Here is a 17,902-nt window from a genome sequence, read left to right as displayed (position 1 = left end):
CGAGTCTGTCCGTGCGGCCCGGCAGGCACATCAGCCCGGCGGCTCGCATCACCTTCGACCGAAGGCGGGGCGGTGAATGCGACCCTGGTCGGGGACACCTCAGCCGCGCGGGCCCCAGCTCGTCCTGCCCCAGGACCGCTGCGGCGCCCGGTACGTCAGCGGTATCGAGGCGATCCGGGTGGACGGCGGACACACCGTCTGGACGTGATGGCCCCTGGCGGAGCCCGGTGGCGGCCGGGGTCCGGTGTCAGACCAGCGGGCGGTACGCGGTGAGCGTGACGGAGAGCGTCACATCGCAGGGCTCGGGCAGCCGCGCGATGCGCTCCTCGAGTTGCTCGCTCCGCTGATGCCATGCGTTGGGGCCCATCCCCACCAGCTGCGGCAGCGCCTTGTGGTCCAGTGCCATGGTGCTCCGCGACCGCTCCCGGGCCACCTCGGTGAAGTGCGCCGAGAGCCGGTCCGCCAGGCGCTCGTCCTTCTGCTCGCCCACCCGCAGCAGCCCCAGCGCCGCCACCAGTTCCCGTAGATGATCCGGCCGGGGTGTGACCACCAGCAGCACACCCTCGGGACGCAGAATCCGCCGCAGTTCGGCCGGATCGCGCGGTGCGAAGACATTGAGGATCACCGACGCGGCCCCGTCGGCGAGCGGCAGCCCGTCCCAGGCGTCGGCCACCACCGCGCTGATCCGGGGATGGGCCCGCGCGGCCCGGCGGGCGGCGAACTTGGAGATGTCGAGCAGGATTCCCTCGAAGTCCGGGAACTCCGACATCACCCGGGCAAGGTGATAGCCCGTGCCGCCGCCGATGTCCACGACACAGCCGAGGTCCCCGCCCGTGGCCTCGGGCGCCGTCTCGCGTGCCAGCGCGGCCAGCGCCCCGGCGATCGGTACGTAGTGGCCGGCGGCCAGGAAGTCCGCGCGGGCCGCCACCATGGCGGCGGTGTCCGCGCTGAACTTGGCGGCGCCGCGCAGCAGATTGACGTACCCCTGCTTCGCCACGTCGAAGCTGTGCCCCCGCGAGCACCGCAGCGTGCCGTCGGTCATCGTCATGGCGCAGGAGCAGTACGGACAGTGAAGGTACCGAACCGCCTCTTTCCGCATCGTGTCCCCCGTTACCGCCGTTGTCCTGACAGGACCCCAGCCTATGCGGAGGACCCGGGGGTGCCGCACACCCACCATCTTCCACGAGGCGGTGAACGGAAGACCGGGCACAGGATTTTGTCAACGGGCTTTGCAAAGTGGGGCCGACTCGGTACGGTCCCCTTGCGCCCCAGGCGCGACGGCGCGCGCTGTGCCCAGCCCCCATTGAGAATCACACTTCTCCCCGGAGGTTCCCCGTGCACAGGAAACGTCCAGACCTGCCCACCCCCGGCCGCGCCCCGCGCCGCTCCGCCCCCAGGCGGCCGAAGGGCGGCCGCGCCTTCTGCACCGGCCTCGGCCACACCAAGGAGTCCTACGCCGAGCCCGCCTTCCGGCGGCACCTCCTCGGCGGCATCACCTACGCCATGGGCGTGGCCGAGTGACCCCCGACGTCCCGCGCAGGCGGTTCATGGCCCTCGCCGCCACGACGACAACGGGCCTCGCCGCCGCCGGCCTGCCCGCCGGGTCCGCCCATGCCGCGCGGCACGGCGGCCACCAGGCGGCGGACCGGCCGCTGGCGCTGTGGTACCGCGCGCCCGCCGCCGACTGGCTGGGCGCCCTGCCGCTGGGCAACGGGCGGCTCGGCGCGATGGTGTTCGGGGGCACCGAGACCGAGCGGCTTCAGCTCAACGCGGACACCCTCTGGGCGGGCGGACCGCACGACTACGACAACCCCAAGGGTCTTGCCGCCCTGCCCCGCATCCGGCAGCTCGTCTTCGACGGCAAGTGGCCCGAGGCCGAGACGCTGATCAACTCCGACTTCCTGGGCGTGCCCGGCGGCCAGGCCCAGTACCAGACCGTCGGCAACCTGCTCCTGAAGCTGCCGACGGGCGGCACGGTGTCCGGCTACCGGCGGGAGCTGGACCTGGACTCGGCGGTTGTCACCACCACCTACACCCGCGACGGTGTGACGTACACCCGCGAGGCGTTCGCCAGCGCTCCCGACCGCGTCCTCGTCGTCCGGCTGTCCGCCTCGAAGAAGGGCGCCCTGTCCTTCGGCGCCACGTTCGACAGCCCGCTGCGCACCTCCCTCTCCTCGCCCGATACGCTCACCGCCGCACTCGACGGGACCGGCGACGCCACGGGCGGGGTGGACGGCGCGGTGGGATTCCGCGCGCTGGTGCGGGTGCTCGCGGAGGGCGGCACCACCACCAGCGCGGGCGGGACCGTCACCGTCCGGGGAGCCGACGCGGCCACCGTCCTGGTGGCCATCGGCACCACCTATGTGAACTGGGAGAACGCCCATGGCGACGCGGCGGGCCGGGCGGCCGGGGACCTCAACCCGGCGGCGAACCGCCCGTACGGCCAGCTGCGCGGTCGCCATGTCGAGGACCACCGCGCGCTGTTCCGCCGTACCTCGCTGGACGTGGGCACCAGCGACGCGACGGCCCTGCCCACCGACGAGCGCGTCGCCCGCTTCGCCTCCGGCGGCGATCCGCAACTGGTCGAGCTGCACTTCCAGTACGGCCGCTATCTGCTCATCGCCGCGTCCCGCCCCGGCACCCAGCCGGCCAACCTCCAGGGCATCTGGAACGACCTGACGAGCCCGCCCTGGGGGTCGAAGTACACCATCAACATCAATACGGAGATGAACTACTGGCCGGCCGCCCCCGCCAACCTCCTGGAGTGCTGGGAGCCGGTCTTCGCGCTGCTCGACGAGCTGGCCGTGGCCGGGCAGTCGACGGCGCGCACCCAGTACGGCGCGAACGGCTGGGTCACCCACCACAACACCGACGCCTGGCGCGGCACGGCGCCCGTGGACGGCGCCTTCTGGGGCATGTGGCCGATGGGCGGCGCCTGGCTGTCCATGGCCATCTGGGAGCACTATCGCTACACCCGCGACACGGCGAAGCTGCGGGCGCGCTACCCCGTCCTCAAGGGCGCCGCCCAGTTCTTCCTGGACGCACTGGTCACCGAGCCGGCCACGGGCGCGCTGGTCACCTGCCCCTCCGTCTCCCCGGAGAACGCCCACCACGCCGGGGGCGGCGGCTCGCTGTGCGCCGGGCCGACGATGGACACGCAGCTGCTGCGCGACCTGTTCGGCGCGGTGGCCTCGGCCGCCGACCTCCTCGGCACCGACGCCGCCCTCCGGGACCAGGTGCTCGCCGCGCGCGGACGGCTCGCCCCCATGAAGGTCGGCGCGCGGGGCCAGCTCCAGGAGTGGCAGCAGGACTGGGACGCGGGCGCCCCCGAGCAGCAGCACCGCCATGTCTCCCATCTGTACGGACTGCATCCGAGCAACCAGATCAGCCGGACGCGCACCCCGGACCTCTTCGCCGCCGCGCGCACCACCCTCGTACAGCGCGGCGACGCGGGGACCGGGTGGTCGCTCGCCTGGAAGATCAACTTCTGGGCGCGGCTCCAGGAGGGGGAGCGCTCCTACAAGTTGCTCACCGATCTGCTCACCCCCGAGCGCACCGCCCCAAACCTCTTCGACCTGCATCCGCCGTTCCAGATCGACGGCAACTTCGGCGCCTGCGCCGGAGTGACCGAATGGCTGCTCCAGAGCCAGCACGACGAACTGCATCTGCTGCCCGCCCTCCCGCCGAACCTGCCGGACGGCAGCGTGCGTGGCCTGCTGGCGCGGGGCGGTTTCGAAGTGGACGTCAGCTGGCGGGGCGGAGCGCTGGGCGAGGCGCTGCTGAGGGCACGGGCCGGAGGCCCGACGCGGCTGCGTACGGCGAACGCCGTGCGGGTGACCTCGGGGGACGCGCCCGTCACCACCACCCGGCCGGAGCCGGGGGTCACGGCCTTCACCGCGAACGCGGGCGCCACTTATGTGGTCCGTCCCGCCTGAGCGTGGGTTCGGCTGCCCGTAGCCCGCGTCCAGGCGTCAGCCGACCCCCCGCAGCAGGGCGGGGAGGTCGGCCACCGAGTCCAGTACATGGGTCGCCCCGGCCGAGCGGAACGCCTCGTCGCCGTGGGCCCCGGTGCGCACCCCGGCGACCAGCCCCGCCCCGGCCCGTACGCCGCTGAGCATGTCGTAGGAGGTGTCGCCGACGACGGCCACCTGCGCCATGTCCTCGGCGGGGCACAGGGTGAGCGGCACCAGGCCGCGCCAGCCGAGCGCGTCGAGGATGGCGTCCTGGGTGACACGGGCGAAGCCGGTGGTGAGCACGACGGTACGGCCGTCGGCGGTGGGTTCCCCGACGGCCTCGCGGGCGCCGGGGACGGGGGCGATCAGACCGCCGCCGACGAGTAACGCCGTACGCACCGCCACCCCGCTGCCGACCGACCTCGGCCGGGCCCTCGACGCCCTGGAAGGCGACGGCCAGCTCACCGATGCGCTCGGCAAGCCCTTCGCCGACGCCTTCCTCGCCTTCGAGCGGGATGAGCTCGCCAGGTTCCAGCGGTACGTCACCGACTGGGAGTTCCGCGAGTACGCGCGGCTCATCTGAGGCGGGTCCTCCCGGGGACGGGCACTGGTGGCGCCCTCCGGCGTCCAGAGCACGCCGGGAATCAACGGTCCCGGGCCGGGGGCTGGTTCCGCTGGTTCGGGGCGGACGGGTGGTTCGGGGCGGACAGGGCCGGGATCTCGGGGTGGTCGCGAAGGGCCGCCACGACCGCGGTCACCGCGGCGCGCTGCGTCGTGCCGCGCCGCACCGCGATGGTGATGTTGCGGTGCACCGGTGTGCTGAGCTCGCGGGTGGCGACGGCGTGGTCCGGGGTGATGGCGAGCGCGGGCAGCAGGGTGATCGACCGGCCCGACTCGACGTGTCGCAGCAGCATCAGATAGTTGCTGAACCGGCAGGCCACCCGGGGTTCGAACCCCGACTCGCGGCACAGCCGCACGGTCAGATCCGCCATGTACGACTGCGGTCGGTCACACGCCCAGGTCTCCTCCGCGCACGCCGCGAGGTTCACCGTCGTACGGCTGGTGAGCGGGTGGTCGCGCGGCAGCACCAGCACGATCGGGTCGGTTCCGAGCGGGATGATCTCGAGGTCGGCGCCCCATGAGAGGCCGACGTAGTCGGTGGTGGTGACGATGACGTCCGCCTCGCCCGAGCGGAGAGCCGGTCCGCCCTCGTGCGGCTCCAGCTCGATCAGTTCGAGGTGCAGCCGCGGGTGGGTGGTGGCCAGACGGGTCGCCGCCGGGACCGCGAAGGTGTAGATCGCGCTCTGGAACGCCCCGAGCCGTACGGTGCCGATGGGCTCGTCGTTCAGGGCGTGCAGCTCGGCCTCGGCCTCCGCCATCTGGTCCAGGATCTCCCGGCCCCGGCGGGCCAGCAGCAGTCCGGCCGGGGTCAGCCGCACCCTCCGACCGGTCCGCTCGATCAGCCGGCACCGGGTCTCGGTCTCCAGGACCGCGAGTTGCTGGGACACCGTCGACGCGCTCAGGTGCAGCGTCTCGGCCACCGCACGGACGGTGCCCAGGGTTTCCAGCAGGCTGAGCAGCCGCAGCCGGCCCGAGTTGAGCATGCGGCGATTCTACGGGTCGGCTGTCCGGTTCTGACGAACAGAACGGTCGGATCTGTGCGATGGACGCGCGCAGTGGCGCATCCCTAACGTCGTTCGTATGGATCCCGAGACAGCCGGTGGCGCCGTGGAGCGCCACCTCATCCGCTATTCCGGCCGAGCCGCGTTCACCCCCGAGGTCATCGCCCGTGCCGCGGGCACATCGGTGTTCACCGAGGGCGGCCGCGAGCTGCTCGACTTCACCTCCGGCCAGATGAGCGCGATCCTCGGCCACTCCCATCCGGAGATCGTCGCCACCGTGCGCGAGCAGGTCGCCCACCTCGATCATCTGCACAGCGGCATGCTCAGCCGCCCGGTCATCGACCTCACCCGGCGGCTCGCCGAGACCCTGCCCGATCCCCTCGACAAGGCGTTGCTCCTCACCACCGGGGCGGAGGCGAACGAGGCCGCGGTGCGGATGGCGAAACTCGTCACCGGCCGCCATGAGATCGTCTCGTTCGCCCGGTCCTGGCACGGCATGACCCAGGCCGCCGCGAACGCCACCTACAGCGCCGGACGCAAGGGCTACGGCCCGGCCGCACCGGGCAACTTCGCGCTGCCGGTACCGGACCGCTTCCACCCCGACATCGTCGACGCCGAGGGCGCGCTCGACTGGCGCCGCCAGCTCGACCTGGGCTTCGACCTCATCGACGCCCAGTCGGTCGGCAGTCTCGCCGCCTGCCTGGTCGAGCCGATCCTCAGCTCCGGTGGCGTCATCGAACTCCCGCCGGGCTATCTCTCCTCCCTGGCCCAGAAGTGCCGGGAGCGGGACATGCTGCTGATTCTCGACGAGGCCCAGACCGGGCTGTGCCGCACCGGCGACTGGTACGCCTTCGACCATGAGGGTGTCGTGCCGGACATCCTCACGCTGTCCAAGACGCTCGGCGCCGGGCTCCCGCTGGCCGCCGTGCTGACCAGCCCGGAGATCGAGCAGCAGGCGTACGACCGGGGGTTCCTGTTCTTCACCACCCATGCCAGCGACCCGCTGCCGGCCGCCGTCGGCAACACCGTCCTCGACGTCCTGGCCCGCGACCACCTCGACAAGCGGGCGCGCGAACTCGGCACGGCACTGCGCGGTCAGCTCCATGAGCTCGCCATCCGCCACGACGTCGTCGGGGACGTCCGCGGCCGCGGGCTGCTGCTGGGGATGGAGCTGGTCGGCGACCAGGTGCTGGGCGCCGGTGGCGCCGACCGGCTCGGCGCGGCCGTCACCCGGCGCTGCTTCGAGCTCGGGCTGCACATGAACATCGTCCAGTTGCCCGGCATGGGCGGCACCTTCCGGATCGCGCCCCCGCTGACCGCGAGCGACGATGAGATCGCCCGCGGTGTCGCCATCCTCGACCAGGCGCTCACCGACGCCGTCCGCGGCCTCTGACGCCACGCCACGAGCCCGCCCGGCGCCATGCCATGAGCCCGCCTGACGCCACCTCATGAGTCCGTATGACATCTGTCATGCGGACTCATGACATGCCGCACTCCTCCCGGCCCCGCCGTGCCGGAAACCTGGAAGGCATGGACACCGTCATCGAAACCGCCGACCTGCGGCGGCACTACAAGGGATTCGAGGCCGTGCGCGGCGTCGATCTCACTGTCGCCCGTGGCGAGCTCTTCGCGCTCCTGGGGACCAACGGGGCCGGTAAGACCTCCACCCTCGAAGTCCTGGAGGGGCAGGCCACCCCCACCTCCGGGACCGTTCGGGTGCTCGGCGGCGACCCGTACCGCGACCGCGCCGCCGTCCGCCCCCGGATCGGGGTGATGCTCCAGGAGGGCGGCTTCCCGACCGAGCTCACGGTCACCGAGACCGCGCGCATGTGGGCGGGGTGCACCAGCGGCGCCCGCCCCGTGGCCGAGGCCCTGGAGCTGACCCGGCTGACCCAGCGGCGGGCGGTGCGGGTCAAGCAGCTCTCCGGTGGCGAGCGCCGCCGCCTCGATCTCGCCCTGGCCCTGCTGGGGCGGCCGGAGGTGCTGTTCCTGGACGAGCCGACGACCGGCCTGGACGCGCAGTCCCGCCACGAGACCTGGGAGCTGATCCGGGAGCTCAAGGAGCAGGGCACGACGGTGCTGCTCACCACCCACTACCTGGAGGAGGCGGAGCATCTGGCCGACCGGCTGGCGATCATGCACGCCGGGCGGATCGCCACCTCGGGCCGGGTCGCCGACGTGGTCGCCGAGCGGCCCTCGCGGATGAGCTTCGAGCTGCCCATGGACTACTTCGTCGGCGATCTGCCACCGCTGGCGCCGCTGGGGGTGACCAGGCAGGAGAACGCCGGGCGGACGGTCAGGCTGGAGACCGCCGACCTCCAGCGCACGGCGACGGCGCTGCTGCTGTGGGCCCGGGACAAGGACGTGGCGCTGCGCGGGTTCGACGCCCGGTCGGCCACGCTGGAGGAGGCGTTCATGGAGATCGCGAAGGGCCTGGAGAGCGAGGGGACACGATGACGACGTCAACGGCCCGTACGGGACGCACCCACGCGGCCACGCCCACCCGGGTCACCGCCATGGACCGTCTGACCGCCCTCGGCCGCGCCGAGCTGACGCTGCTGATGCGCAGTAAGGCGTCCCTGGTCACCGCCGTGATCCTGCCGAGCATCATCGCCTTCGCGATGCGCGGCGTGGTCAAGGAGCTGGACCTGGGAGGCACCGGTCTGTCGGTGGCCACCGTCATGCTGCCCGCCGCGCTGGCGATGGCGCTGTTCTTCTCCGTCTACACGAACCTGGTCGGCGTGTATGTGCTGCGCCGCGAGACCCTCGTACTGAAGCGGCTGCGCACCGGTGAGGTGCGCGACTGGGAGATCCTCGTCGGCAACGCCCTCCCGGCGTTCCTGCTGGCGATCGTGCAGTCCGTGCTGCTGGCGATCGGGATGACCGCGTTCCTGGACGCGGACGCGCCGGCCGCCCCGCATCTGGCGGTGTTCGGCCTGCTCGTCGGCGTGGCGATGCTGGTGGCCGCGGGGGCGCTGACGGCCGCGTTCACCCGGACCGCGGAGAGCGCACAGCTGACGTTCCTGCCGTTCCTGCTGGTGACCATGGCCGCCTCCGGGGTCTACGCACCGCGCGAGGTGATGCCGGACACGATGGCCGACATCGCCGCCTGGCTGCCGTTCTCGCCGGTGATGGACCTGCTGAGGGGCGGCTGGACGGGCGGTCTGGACGGTGTGGACCAGCTTCGGGCGGCGCTCCTCGCGCTGGCCTGGACGGGCCTGGCAGTGTTCGGTGTACGCCGGTGGTTCCGCTGGGGACCGCGAGGTTGAGGACGGCGGAGCCGAAGGTGATGGAGACGATGAGCATGAGCGTGGATGACTGGGTGGAGCGGCTCGGGGGCCCGGACGGCCCCGAGCGCTACCGCCGCTACACCCTCGCCACCGTCGTCTTCCTCGCCGCCACCGAGGCGGCGCTGTGGGTGTTCTGGATCGCGACGACGGAGGCCGGCCCGCTCGGGTCGGCCCTGGTGGCGGGCGTGGGCACGGCGCACGTCGCCGTCCAGGGGCTGCTCTCCCGCGCCGCCCTGCTCCACTACCTCGGCGCCGGACCGCGCCCGGTCTTGCTGGTCGCGCTGTACGCCGCCGTCACCGTGGCCATGGCCGCCCTGGGGTGTGCGCTGCTGGCCGCCGGACGCATCCATGACGGGAACCTGGCGTCGTATCTGGTCTGGCTGCTGATGTACTACGCCGGCCCGCCGATGCTGGCGCTGCCGCGCCGCACCGGGGCGTTGCTGGTGGGAGCTGTGCCGGTGGCGGCGCTCGGCGCGGCGGTGGCCGGCGGGCTGTCGGGCGAGCCGCTGGCCCTCGTGATCGGCGCCACCTCGCTCCTGGTTCCGTTCATGGCCACCGCGCTACGGGTCTCGGGGTGGAGCGTGCGGCTGATCGAGGAGCTGGCCAGGGCGCGGGCGACGCAGGCCCGCCTGGCCGTGGCGGAGGAGCGGCTGCGCTTCGGCCGCGATCTGCACGATGTGCTGGGCCGCAACCTCGCGGTGGTGGCGCTGAAGAGCGAGCTCGCGGTGGAGCTGGCCCGGCGGGGCCGGGCGGAGGCGGTGGCCCAGATGGAGGAGGTGCAGCGGATCGCGCAGGAGTCACAGCGGGAGATCCGCGCGGTGGTACGCGGCTACCGCACCGCCGATCTGCACGCCGAACTGGCTGGGGCCCGGTCCGTGCTCGAAGCGGCCGGGATCGACTGCCGGATCGAGAACGGCCCGGCGGCGCGGCTGCCCGCGCAGACGCAGACGGCGCTCGGCTGGGTGGTCCGCGAGGGAACGACGAACGTGCTCCGCCACGCACAGGGCGCGTCCCGCTGCGAGGTGTCGGTGCGCGCCACGGTCGCGGGCTCGGTGGCACTGCTGATGGAGAACGACGGGGCGGACACGGACCCCCGACCGGGCACCGGCAGCGGCCTGCCGGGGCTGCGCGAGCGCCTGGCCGAGGTGGACGGCACCCTGGCCACCGAACGGCGCCCGGACGGGATCTTCCGCCTGACCGCGAGGATCCCGTGGGAGGCGGGCGAATGATCAGGGTTCTGCTGGCGGACGACGAACACCTCATCCGGGGCGCGCTCGCCTCCCTCCTGGCGCTGGAGGACGACATCACCGTGGTGGCGGAGGCCGGAACGGGCGACGAGGCGCTGGCCATGGCCCGGGCCCACCGCCCCGACGTGGCCGTGCTGGACATGCGGATGCCCGGACGTGACGGGGTGTCGGTGGCGGCGCGGCTGCGCGACGAGGTGCCGGAGTGCGCCTCGATGATCGTCACCAGCCACGCCGGGGCCGGGGCGCTGAAGCAGGCGCTGGCGGCGGGTGTGCGTGGCTTCGTGCCGAAGACGGTGTCCGCGCGGCGGCTGGCCGAGATCATCCGTACGGTGCACACGGACGGCCGCTACGTGGACCACGAACTGGCGGCGGACGCGATCGCCGCGGGCGAGTCACCCCTCACTCCCCGGGAGGCGGAAATGCTGTCGCTGGCCGAGGACGGGGCACCGGTGGCGGAGATCGCGTCCCGCGCCGCGCTGTCCCCGGGGACGGTGCGCAACTACCTGTCCGCCGCCGCGGCCAAACTCGGCGCGGAGAACCGCCATGTGGCGGCGCGGATCGCCCGTGAACGGGGATGGCTGTAGGGGTTGGCGCCCCCTCGCCTGATGGTCATCGGCAGTCGGTCGGCTGATGGTGGTCGGCAGTCGGTCAGCGCGGGCGCCGGCGTCGGCGGCGGCCGACCAGGAGGGCGCCACCGCCCAGGAGCAGCGCCGCCGTGCCCGCGGTCACCCACGCGGCGGCCGTGTCGGCGGGCCGGGACTCCGCGCGGGCTCGGGAGTCGGAGGGGTTGGCCGCGGGCGACGGCCGGGCCGAACCGGTGGCCGTGGCGGCCTTGACGATGAGGTCGGTGACCGCCCGGGGGTGGGCGATCATGGCCACGTGGGAGGAGTTGATCTCCACGGTGTGCGAGTGGGCGCGCTTGGCCTCGAAGCGCTCCTGCCGGGGGTTGATGGTCTTGTCCTGCCGGGCGACGAGGAACCAGGACGGGATCTGCCGCCACGCCGCCACCTTGGCCTTCTCCGAGAACGTGGCCGTCGTGGCGGGCCGTTGGGTCACCGCCAGCAGCCTCGCCGCACTGGCCGGCAGGTCGGCGGCGAAGACCCGGTGCAGCTTGTCCCGCTTCAGGTACAGGTCCGTGCCCCGCACACCGCCACCGGCCCGGTAGCGCACCGCCTTGGTGGCGGTGGCGAGCTCGCTGGGGAACCGGGCGGCCAGCGACTGCCCGCTCTCCCCCTTGTCGGGCATCAGGGCGGACACGTACACCAGCGACTTCACCCGGGAGTTCCCCGCCGCGGCCGTGCTGATGACCGCGCCGCCGTAGGAGTGGCCCACCAGCACGATCGGGCCCTTGACGCTGTCCAGGACGGAGGCGATGTAGGCGGAGTCGGTGGCGAGGCCGCGCAGCGGGTTGGCGGGGGCGAAGACGGGGTAACCGCGGCGCTCCAGCCGTTCGATGACACCGTTCCAGCTGGAGCCGTCCGCGAACGCGCCGTGGATCAGGACCACCGTGGGTTTACGACGGGCGTCGGCGTCCTCCGCGGTGGCCGGGGCCGCCACGGCCGCGCACACCGCCACGGCGCATCCGGCCGCCGCGACACGTGACCGGAGCCGCCCGCGTGCCCGGAGCCGCCCGCATCCGGAGCCGAGAGCCGGAGGCGCCGCCATGGTGTCCTCGTTTCCCTTGGGGGTTGTGGCTCCTCAACGTTCGCCGGGCCCGCGGCGCGCGGCCGCGCGGCAGGGTCCGACCGGGTGAAGTAGGGGATCCACCAGGGTTGTGCCGCGCTGACAACGATTCCCACGACCTGCCCGCGCCGTCCTTGTACTGCCTTTGCCTCGAGTTCGCCGGGCATTGGCCTGACCTTGTTTGCATGCAGGGATGGACCACATCACCTTCTTGGTGGCGGTCGTCATCGTCACGGCGCTCGCCTTCGACTTCACCAATGGATTCCATGACACGGCCAACGCGATGGCGACCTCCATCGCCACCGGCGCGCTCACCCCCAGAACCGCGGTTCTGGTGAGCGGGATCCTCAATATCGTCGGCGCCTTCCTGTCCACCGAGGTCGCCAAGACCATCTCCGGCGGCATCGTGGACGACTCCCTGGTCACCCCGGGCATGATCTTCGCGGGTCTGGTCGGGGCGATCCTCTGGAATCTGCTGACCTGGCTGGTCGGGCTGCCGTCGAGCTCGTCGCACGCCCTGTTCGGCGGGTTGATCGGGGCCGTGTGGGTCGGCGCGGGCACTCACGGCGTGCACTTCGACAAGGTTGTCGAGAAGGTGCTGATACCGGCGGTGGCCTCGCCGGTCGTCGCCGGTATCGCCGCGTTGCTGGCCACCTACCTCGCGTACCGGCTCACCGACCGGGCCCGTAAGAAGTCCGTGACCAAGGGCTTCCGGGCCGGTCAGATCGCCTCGGCCTCGCTCGTCTCGCTCGCCCACGGCACCAACGACGCGCAGAAGACCATGGGCGTCATCACGCTGACCCTGATCTCGACGGGCGCCCTCGGCCACGACGCCGGTCCGCCGCTGTGGGTGATCGCCTCCGCGGGCCTCGCCATCGGCCTCGGCACCTACCTGGGCGGCTGGCGGATCATCCGCACCATGGGCAAGGGCCTGACCGAGATCCAGTCCCCGCAGGGCTTCGCCGCCGAGACCGCCTCCACGACCGTCATCCTCACCTCCGCCCACCTCGGCTTCGCCCTGTCCACCACCCAGGTGGCCTCCGGCAGCATCCTCGGCGCGGGTCTCGGCCGACGGCTGGCGGAGGTGCGCTGGGGCGTCGCGGGCCGCATGGTGATCGCCTGGATGGTCACCCTGCCCGCCGCCGCGCTGGTCGGCGGCGTCTCCGCGAGCGTGGTCACGAACGGCGGAAACATCGGCGCGGCGGTCGTCGCGCTGATCGGCGCGGCCCTCGCCGGGGGCATCGTGCTCCTCTCCCGCCGCAACCCCGTGGACGCGAAGAACGTCAACGACGCCCATGAGGTCACCATCCGCAACGAGCCGCCGGCCCAGGTGGGCACGGCCGCATAAGCCCTCGATTTCCGGAGAGTCAAGACGATGCATCTCGACTGGACCGCACTCGGCCAGGTCACCGCGGTGAGCATCGGCGTCACCATTGCCGTGGTCACCGTCTTCGCCCTCGGCGTCCTGGGCGTCGCCCGCGTGGAGGCGGCCCGTGAGGAGAACGGCAGCGGCTCGGCCCCGGGCCTCACCCAGGCCGGACTGTGCTTCGTGGCGTGCGCGGCGGTGGTGGCCTACGGGATCTACCTGATCGTGCCGCAGTTCCACTGAGAACGGAAAGGCAGGACCGTATGACAACGCCGCCCTCGCTGTCCGAGCTGGCCGACCTGACGGTCGACTACAGCGACCATGACGACCCCGTGCTCATCCGGCCGGACGGAAGCCCGGTCGACAACCCGCGTGGCGCGCGGGTCGTGGCGCTGGAGAAGCCGCTTCTGCTCGAAGGACGAGTACCGGCGCTTCACGCGCCAGGCGCCGCTCTTCGAGCGGATGCTCGTGGACGACGGCGTGGACCTGGTGAAGTTCTGGTTCTCGGTGTCCCAGAGCGAGCAGCGCACCCGCTTCACGATCCGCCAGGTGGACCCCGTACGGCAGTGGAAGCTCAGCCCGATGGACCTCGCCTCGCTGGCGCGCTGGAACGACTACACACGGAGTACGCGCCCTGGACGGTGGTCAAGAGCAACGACACCACTGCCCCGGGCCTGGCCCGCGGCGGCGCAAGGTGTACGCCTGACCAGGCGCTGGCTCACCACCGGCGGCGCCGGACGTACAGCCGGCGGCCCTCCGGGCCCGTCCACTCCAGCCGGACGACACCGGGCACGGCGGCGTCGGCGATGCGCGACGGGTCGGACCAGTAGCCGAAGTTCGGATTGCGGAAGAACGTGGCCCACAGCCGGCCGTCGTGGTCCACGAAGACGTTGTTGTGGCCGGCGCCGACCCCCGCGGTCCACCGCTTGGAGTACGGCCCCTCGAACCGGTCCGAGACGGCGATGACGGCGTCGTAGTGGTACTGGACACGCCCCGGGCCGGGCGGGTCGTAGGCGTAGCGGGTGCTGCCGTCGGGATTGGCCGACGTCCGGTTCCACGCGGCCTGGAGCAGGTAGTACGAGCCCTCGTACTTGAACACGTACGCACCCTCGAGATACGGCTCGGGGGAGTAGGGCCGCTGCTGGAACGCCGGGAGGCCGCTCGCCGGGACGATGTCCTCCATGTCGTCCCGGAACCTCGCGTACAGGTTGTTGTGCAGCACGAGCCACGCGTCGTCGCCCTCGGTGAAGAGGCTGCCGTCGATGTGGTGGTACGCGCCGGGCTCGATGAAATCCGGCCCCCCGATGAACGGGTCGCCGAAGGGCTTGTCGTGGTTGCCCTCGATGAGCCGGTACGGGCCCTCGATCCCGCCCTCGCTCACCAGCAGGAACGAACCGACCTTCCGGGAGTGGTCGCCCATGCACGCGACGATGTACCAGGTGCCGCGGAAGCGGTGCAGCTCCGGGGCCCAGACCTCGCCGCGCTTGCCGAACCGCTCGTCGTACCAGTACTCCTGCCACGGGGCGACGACGGTGCGTCCGGGCCGGTTCTCGCCGACGAATTCGGGCGACCACACCTTGCCGCGCTCGGCGCCCGGCCGGATGCCGGTCGTGTCGACCAGCTTCCAGGGGCCCCGCAGGGACGGGGCCACCCACACGAAGATGCCGTCGTTCCACGGGCCGGCGGCGGTGAGCCCGGGCACGCGGGTGGTGCCCGTGGCCACGTAGACGGGACGGCCGTCCACGACGAAGCAGTTGACGTAGGTGTCCCGCATCCAGACCAGGCCGCGCTCCCGGTCACGGGGGCGCGGTTCGAGCGGGAGGACGAAGGAGTTGTCCTTGCGCGGCCACAGGTCCGGGCGGGTGTCCGCGAGGCCGTAGGGGTTGAGTTCGGGCCAGTTCGACGGGTACCGCCGCAGCGCGGCGGCCCCCGCGGGCGACGCCTGGGCGGCGGCCGCGGGCAGTCCCGCCGCCATGCCCAGGGAACCCGCGACTCCGGCCAACAATGTGCGTCTGTGGATGGGCGACCTGTTCTCGGAGCTGGTTGGCATGAGCACAGCATGCGGACGCCCGCCGATTTTCGTCAAGAGCCAGGAAAAAAGATGACGCGGCGTGGACGGGGTACCCGGGGCGGGGCGCCCGGAGGGTCCGGGCACTCCGTCCGGAAAGGCGGTGGCATATGAATCTGCCCCGTGCCCGTGCGCACGGCACCGTGACCCAGCGGCTCATCGATGATCATCTGCTGTCCGGCCGGACGGTGCCGGGGGAGGAGATCGCGCTGCGGGTGGACCAGACGCTGACGCAGGACGCCACCGGCACGCTGGTGATGCAGGAGCTGGAAGCGCTGGCCCTGGACCGGGTCCGCACCGAGGCCAGTGTCCAGTACGTCGACCACAACATCCTCCAGGCCGACGAGCGCAACGCCGAGGACCACCTCTTCCTGCGCTCGGCCGCCCGCCGCTTCGGCCTGTGGTTCTCCAAACCCGGCAACGGCGTGTCCCACCCGACCCATATGCACCACTTCGGTGCCCCCGGCAAAACCCTGGCCGGTTCCGACTCGCACACCTGCGCGGCCGGTTCCCTGGGCATGCTGGCGATCGGCACCGGCGGCCTGGAGGTGGCGCTCGCCATGGCCGGACGGCCGCTCCACCTCACCATGCCGAAGGTCTGGGGCATCCGGCTGACCGGGGAACCGCCCCCGTGGGTCAGCGCCAAGGACGTGATCCTGGAGCTGTTGCGCCGGCACGGGGTGCAGGGCGGCGTCCATCGTGTCCTGGAGTACCACGGGCCCGGCCTTGCCTGCCTCACCGCGATGGACCGCCATGTCATCGCCAACATGGGGGCCGAACTCGGCGCCACCACCACCGTCTTCCCCTCGGACGGGGCGGTGCGCGGCTTCCTCGACGGGGTGGGGCGCGGCGAAGACTTCGTCGAGATCACCGCGGACGAGGACGCGTCCTACGACCTCGACGAGGAGATCGACCTGTCGTCACTGGAGCCGCTCATCGCGCGGCCCACCTCTCCGGGAAACGTCGTACCGGTCAGGGAGGCCGCCGGGGAGCCCATCGCCCAGGCCGTCATCGGCTCCTCCGCCAACCCCGGATTCCGCGACTTCGCCGTCCCGGCCGCCATGGTGGCCGGGCGCCAGGTCCCGGCCGGGGTGAGCTTCGACATCAACCCGACATCCCGCGAGATCCTCCAGGACCTGACGCGCTGCGGTGCGACATTCGACCTGATCGCCGCCGGTGCCCGTATCCATCAGTCGGGCTGTCTGGGCTGCATCGGGATGGGGCAGGCCCCGGCCACGGGAAGCAACTCCCTGCGCACCTTCCCGCGCAACTTCCCCGGCCGCTCCGGCACCGCGGACGACGCGGTGTGGCTGTGTTCACCGGAGACCGCCACGGCCTCCGCGCTGACCGGCGCCATCGTGGATCCGCGCGACTGGGCCGAGCGCGTCTCGGCGGCGGCCCCTCCCACGCCGGAGGCGCCCGAGCCGCCGTCGAACAACGACGCCATGCTGGAACCGCCGCTGCCACCGGACGAGGCCGCGCGCGTCCAGCTGGTACGCGGCCCCAACATCTCCGCGCTGCCGGAGCTGGATCCGCTGCCGGACAGCATTCACGGCCCCGTACTCCTCAAGGCCGGTGACGACGTCTCGACCGACGAGATCTCCCCGGCCGGGGCGGACGCCCTGCCCTATCGCTCCAACCTCCCCAAGCTGGCGGGATTCACCCTCATCCGGCTGGACCCCGACTATCCGCGGCGCGCCGAGGCGGTCCGGGAGGACACCGGGCACCTCATCGTCGCCGGTGCGAACTACGGGCAGGGCTCGTCCCGCGAACACGCCGCCATCGCCCCGCGCTACCTCGGCCTGCGAGCCGTCATCGCCAAGTCCTACGCCCGCATCCACTGGCAGAACCTGGTCAACTTCGGTGTGCTGCCGCTCGAATTCGAGGACCCCGCGGACTACGACCGCATCGGCCCCGACGACCGGCTGCATGTGTCCGGTCTGCGCGAGGCCCTCGCCCCGGGCGGCGAACCGGCCCTCCGGGTCCGCAACGCGACCCGGGACGAGGAGTACACCGTCCGCCACCGCCTCTCACCCCGGCAGCGGGAAGCGGTGCTCGCGGGCGGTATCATCCCGGCTCTCGCACACTGAGGTGAGTGCTATGACGCTGAGCGACGGAACGTATCGGATAGGCCCGCCGGACGCCCGGCTGCTGATCAGGACCAGCCGTACCGGGCTCGGCCGGAGGGCGGGGCACGATCTGACCCTTGAGGCCACCCGGTGGTCCGGGGACATGACGGTGGTGGCCGACGCCCCCGAGCGGTCGTCGGTGAGCGTGACGGTCGAGACGGACTCTTGGGCCGTCCGCGAGGGGACCGGCGGGCTGAAACCACTCACCGACGGCGACCGGGCCGACATCAAGCGGACGCTGGAGGGCAAGGGGCAGCTGCACACCGCGGAGCACCCCACGATCACCTTCCGCTCCACCCACATCACCGGAACACTTGAGTCCTTCGAGATCACCGGCGACCTCACCATCAAGGGCCGTACCCACCCGGTGACGGTGCACGGGAGCGCCGATCCGGAGGGGACGCTGCGCGGCTCGGCGTCCTTCACGCAGTCCACCTGGGGCATCAAGCCGTACACCGCGTTCCTGGGCGCGCTGAAGCTGGCCGACGAGGTCCGGGTGGAGTTCATATGCCCCGGCGTGGCGGGCCGTTGAGGGTCCGCCACG

The 17,902-nt window shown here is 72.2% G+C and carries 16 protein-coding genes and 3 pseudogenes; 14 read left to right on the top strand and 5 right to left on the bottom strand.

What is annotated here, in order from left to right:
* The first annotated feature begins 76 nt into the window (after positions 1-76).
* Positions 77-208 (top strand): hypothetical protein, encoded by a 132-nt coding sequence (locus ACJX2R_RS08775; RefSeq protein ID WP_413106181.1) that lies wholly within the window; start codon positions 77-79, stop codon positions 206-208.
* Positions 209-247: 39 nt separating this feature from the next.
* On the opposite strand, the gene ACJX2R_RS08770 is transcribed toward ACJX2R_RS08775, so the two are convergent.
* The gene (locus tag ACJX2R_RS08770; RefSeq protein ID WP_413099550.1) at positions 248-1,099 is read right to left on the bottom strand and encodes a putative RNA methyltransferase; all 852 of its coding nucleotides are present in this window, start codon (positions 1,097-1,099) and stop codon (positions 248-250) included.
* 305 nt (positions 1,100-1,404) lie between these two features.
* Here ACJX2R_RS08770 and ACJX2R_RS08765 point away from each other — a divergent pair.
* Both ACJX2R_RS08765 and ACJX2R_RS08760 read left to right on the top strand, forming a co-directional pair.
* A pseudogene (locus ACJX2R_RS08765) lies at positions 1,405-1,518 on the top strand (ThuA domain-containing protein); the annotation flags it as partial.
* A 29-nt stretch (positions 1,519-1,547) separates the two neighbouring features.
* Positions 1,548-3,935, top strand: coding sequence for a glycosyl hydrolase family 95 catalytic domain-containing protein (locus ACJX2R_RS08760; RefSeq protein WP_413105807.1), 2,388 nt, complete (start codon positions 1,548-1,550; stop codon positions 3,933-3,935).
* A gap of 36 nt (positions 3,936-3,971) precedes the next feature.
* Here ACJX2R_RS08760 and ACJX2R_RS08755 read toward each other — a convergent pair.
* Positions 3,972-4,337: pseudogene (locus ACJX2R_RS08755) on the bottom strand (haloacid dehalogenase); the annotation flags it as partial.
* Here ACJX2R_RS08755 and ACJX2R_RS08750 point away from each other — a divergent pair.
* On the top strand, positions 4,228-4,536 hold the full coding sequence (locus ACJX2R_RS08750) for a hypothetical protein (protein ID WP_413099549.1): 309 nt from the start codon (positions 4,228-4,230) through the stop codon (positions 4,534-4,536). The pseudogene ACJX2R_RS08755 and the gene ACJX2R_RS08750 sit on opposite strands and share 110 nt — an antisense overlap.
* Before the next feature lie 61 nt (positions 4,537-4,597).
* Here the strand turns inward: ACJX2R_RS08750 and ACJX2R_RS08745 are convergent, their stop codons facing one another.
* Positions 4,598-5,557, bottom strand: a complete 960-nt coding sequence (locus ACJX2R_RS08745; RefSeq protein ID WP_413099548.1) for a LysR family transcriptional regulator — start codon at positions 5,555-5,557, stop codon at positions 4,598-4,600.
* A gap of 97 nt (positions 5,558-5,654) precedes the next feature.
* Between ACJX2R_RS08745 and ACJX2R_RS08740 the strand changes: the two genes are divergently transcribed.
* The 5 genes from ACJX2R_RS08740 (at position 5,655) to ACJX2R_RS08720 (ending at position 10,696) form a co-directional block, all read left to right on the top strand.
* Positions 5,655-6,968 (top strand): aspartate aminotransferase family protein, encoded by a 1,314-nt coding sequence (locus tag ACJX2R_RS08740; RefSeq protein ID WP_413099547.1) that lies wholly within the window; start codon positions 5,655-5,657, stop codon positions 6,966-6,968.
* Positions 6,969-7,105: 137 nt separating this feature from the next.
* Positions 7,106-8,032: an ABC transporter ATP-binding protein gene (locus ACJX2R_RS08735; protein WP_413105806.1), complete on the top strand. Its 927-nt coding sequence runs from the start codon at positions 7,106-7,108 to the stop codon at positions 8,030-8,032.
* Entirely contained in the window at positions 8,029-8,844 is an 816-nt protein-coding gene (locus ACJX2R_RS08730) for an ABC transporter permease (RefSeq protein ID WP_413099546.1), read from the top strand. Before ACJX2R_RS08735 ends, ACJX2R_RS08730 begins: the two co-directional genes overlap by 4 nt.
* 35 nt (positions 8,845-8,879) lie before the next feature.
* Positions 8,880-10,094 (top strand): sensor histidine kinase, encoded by a 1,215-nt coding sequence (locus tag ACJX2R_RS08725; protein WP_413099545.1) that lies wholly within the window; start codon positions 8,880-8,882, stop codon positions 10,092-10,094.
* A complete protein-coding gene (locus tag ACJX2R_RS08720) occupies positions 10,091-10,696 on the top strand; it encodes a DNA-binding response regulator (RefSeq protein ID WP_121824937.1) in 606 nt (201 codons plus the stop codon). Before ACJX2R_RS08725 ends, ACJX2R_RS08720 begins: the two co-directional genes overlap by 4 nt.
* Before the next feature lie 64 nt (positions 10,697-10,760).
* Here ACJX2R_RS08720 and ACJX2R_RS08715 read toward each other — a convergent pair whose 3' ends face one another.
* Positions 10,761-11,777: an alpha/beta fold hydrolase gene (locus ACJX2R_RS08715; protein WP_413099544.1), complete on the bottom strand. Its 1,017-nt coding sequence runs from the start codon at positions 11,775-11,777 to the stop codon at positions 10,761-10,763.
* Between the two features lie 211 nt (positions 11,778-11,988).
* Between ACJX2R_RS08715 and ACJX2R_RS08710 the strand changes: the two genes are divergently transcribed.
* The 3 genes and pseudogenes from ACJX2R_RS08710 to ACJX2R_RS08700 all read left to right on the top strand — a co-directional run.
* Positions 11,989-13,143 carry an inorganic phosphate transporter gene (locus ACJX2R_RS08710; RefSeq protein WP_413099543.1) on the top strand — a complete coding sequence of 385 codons (1,155 nt, stop codon included), beginning with the start codon at positions 11,989-11,991 and terminating at the stop codon, positions 13,141-13,143.
* A gap of 27 nt (positions 13,144-13,170) precedes the next feature.
* Positions 13,171-13,404, top strand: coding sequence for a hypothetical protein (locus ACJX2R_RS08705; protein ID WP_413099542.1), 234 nt, complete (start codon positions 13,171-13,173; stop codon positions 13,402-13,404).
* 20 nt (positions 13,405-13,424) lie between these two features.
* Positions 13,425-13,820: pseudogene (locus ACJX2R_RS08700) on the top strand (hypothetical protein); the annotation flags it as partial.
* 59 nt (positions 13,821-13,879) lie between these two features.
* Here ACJX2R_RS08700 and ACJX2R_RS08695 read toward each other — a convergent pair.
* Entirely contained in the window at positions 13,880-15,211 is a 1,332-nt protein-coding gene (locus ACJX2R_RS08695) for a family 43 glycosylhydrolase (RefSeq protein WP_413099541.1), read from the bottom strand.
* A gap of 128 nt (positions 15,212-15,339) precedes the next feature.
* Here ACJX2R_RS08695 and ACJX2R_RS08690 point away from each other — a divergent pair, with 128 nt between their 5' ends.
* Together ACJX2R_RS08690 and ACJX2R_RS08685 are read left to right on the top strand one after the other, a co-directional pair.
* Positions 15,340-17,319: an aconitate hydratase gene (locus ACJX2R_RS08690; RefSeq protein WP_413099540.1), complete on the top strand. Its 1,980-nt coding sequence runs from the start codon at positions 15,340-15,342 to the stop codon at positions 17,317-17,319.
* Positions 17,320-17,329: 10 nt separating this feature from the next.
* Positions 17,330-17,890, top strand: coding sequence for a YceI family protein (locus ACJX2R_RS08685; RefSeq protein ID WP_413099539.1), 561 nt, complete (start codon positions 17,330-17,332; stop codon positions 17,888-17,890).
* Positions 17,891-17,902 lie beyond the last annotated feature (12 nt).

Source organism: Streptomyces sp. Inha503, assembly GCF_047215865.1.
Lineage (GTDB): Bacteria > Actinomycetota > Actinomycetes > Streptomycetales > Streptomycetaceae > Streptomyces > Streptomyces lycopersici.
The sequence above is the reverse complement of the archived record's forward strand: the minus strand, read 5'-3'. Positions and strand labels throughout refer to the sequence as shown.

Bases quoted from the DNA above. Each gene is read 5' to 3' on its own strand.
- ACJX2R_RS08775 (WP_413106181.1), top strand. From the start codon at position 77: ATGCGACCCTGGTCGGGGACACCTCAGCCGCGCGGGCCCCAGCTCGTC.
- ACJX2R_RS08770 (WP_413099550.1), bottom strand. From the start codon at position 1,099: ATGCGGAAAGAGGCGGTTCGGTACCTTCACTGTCCGTACTGCTCCTGC.
- ACJX2R_RS08760 (WP_413105807.1), top strand. From the start codon at position 1,548: ATGGCCCTCGCCGCCACGACGACAACGGGCCTCGCCGCCGCCGGCCTG.
- ACJX2R_RS08745 (WP_413099548.1), bottom strand. From the start codon at position 5,557: ATGCTCAACTCGGGCCGGCTGCGGCTGCTCAGCCTGCTGGAAACCCTG.
- ACJX2R_RS08740 (WP_413099547.1), top strand. From the start codon at position 5,655: ATGGATCCCGAGACAGCCGGTGGCGCCGTGGAGCGCCACCTCATCCGC.
- ACJX2R_RS08735 (WP_413105806.1), top strand. From the start codon at position 7,106: ATGGACACCGTCATCGAAACCGCCGACCTGCGGCGGCACTACAAGGGA.
- ACJX2R_RS08730 (WP_413099546.1), top strand. From the start codon at position 8,029: ATGACGACGTCAACGGCCCGTACGGGACGCACCCACGCGGCCACGCCC.
- ACJX2R_RS08725 (WP_413099545.1), top strand. From the start codon at position 8,880: ATGAGCGTGGATGACTGGGTGGAGCGGCTCGGGGGCCCGGACGGCCCC.
- ACJX2R_RS08720 (WP_121824937.1), top strand. From the start codon at position 10,091: ATGATCAGGGTTCTGCTGGCGGACGACGAACACCTCATCCGGGGCGCG.
- ACJX2R_RS08715 (WP_413099544.1), bottom strand. From the start codon at position 11,777: ATGGCGGCGCCTCCGGCTCTCGGCTCCGGATGCGGGCGGCTCCGGGCA.
- ACJX2R_RS08710 (WP_413099543.1), top strand. From the start codon at position 11,989: ATGGACCACATCACCTTCTTGGTGGCGGTCGTCATCGTCACGGCGCTC.
- ACJX2R_RS08705 (WP_413099542.1), top strand. From the start codon at position 13,171: ATGCATCTCGACTGGACCGCACTCGGCCAGGTCACCGCGGTGAGCATC.
- ACJX2R_RS08695 (WP_413099541.1), bottom strand. From the start codon at position 15,211: ATGCCAACCAGCTCCGAGAACAGGTCGCCCATCCACAGACGCACATTG.
- ACJX2R_RS08690 (WP_413099540.1), top strand. From the start codon at position 15,340: ATGAATCTGCCCCGTGCCCGTGCGCACGGCACCGTGACCCAGCGGCTC.
- ACJX2R_RS08685 (WP_413099539.1), top strand. From the start codon at position 17,330: ATGACGCTGAGCGACGGAACGTATCGGATAGGCCCGCCGGACGCCCGG.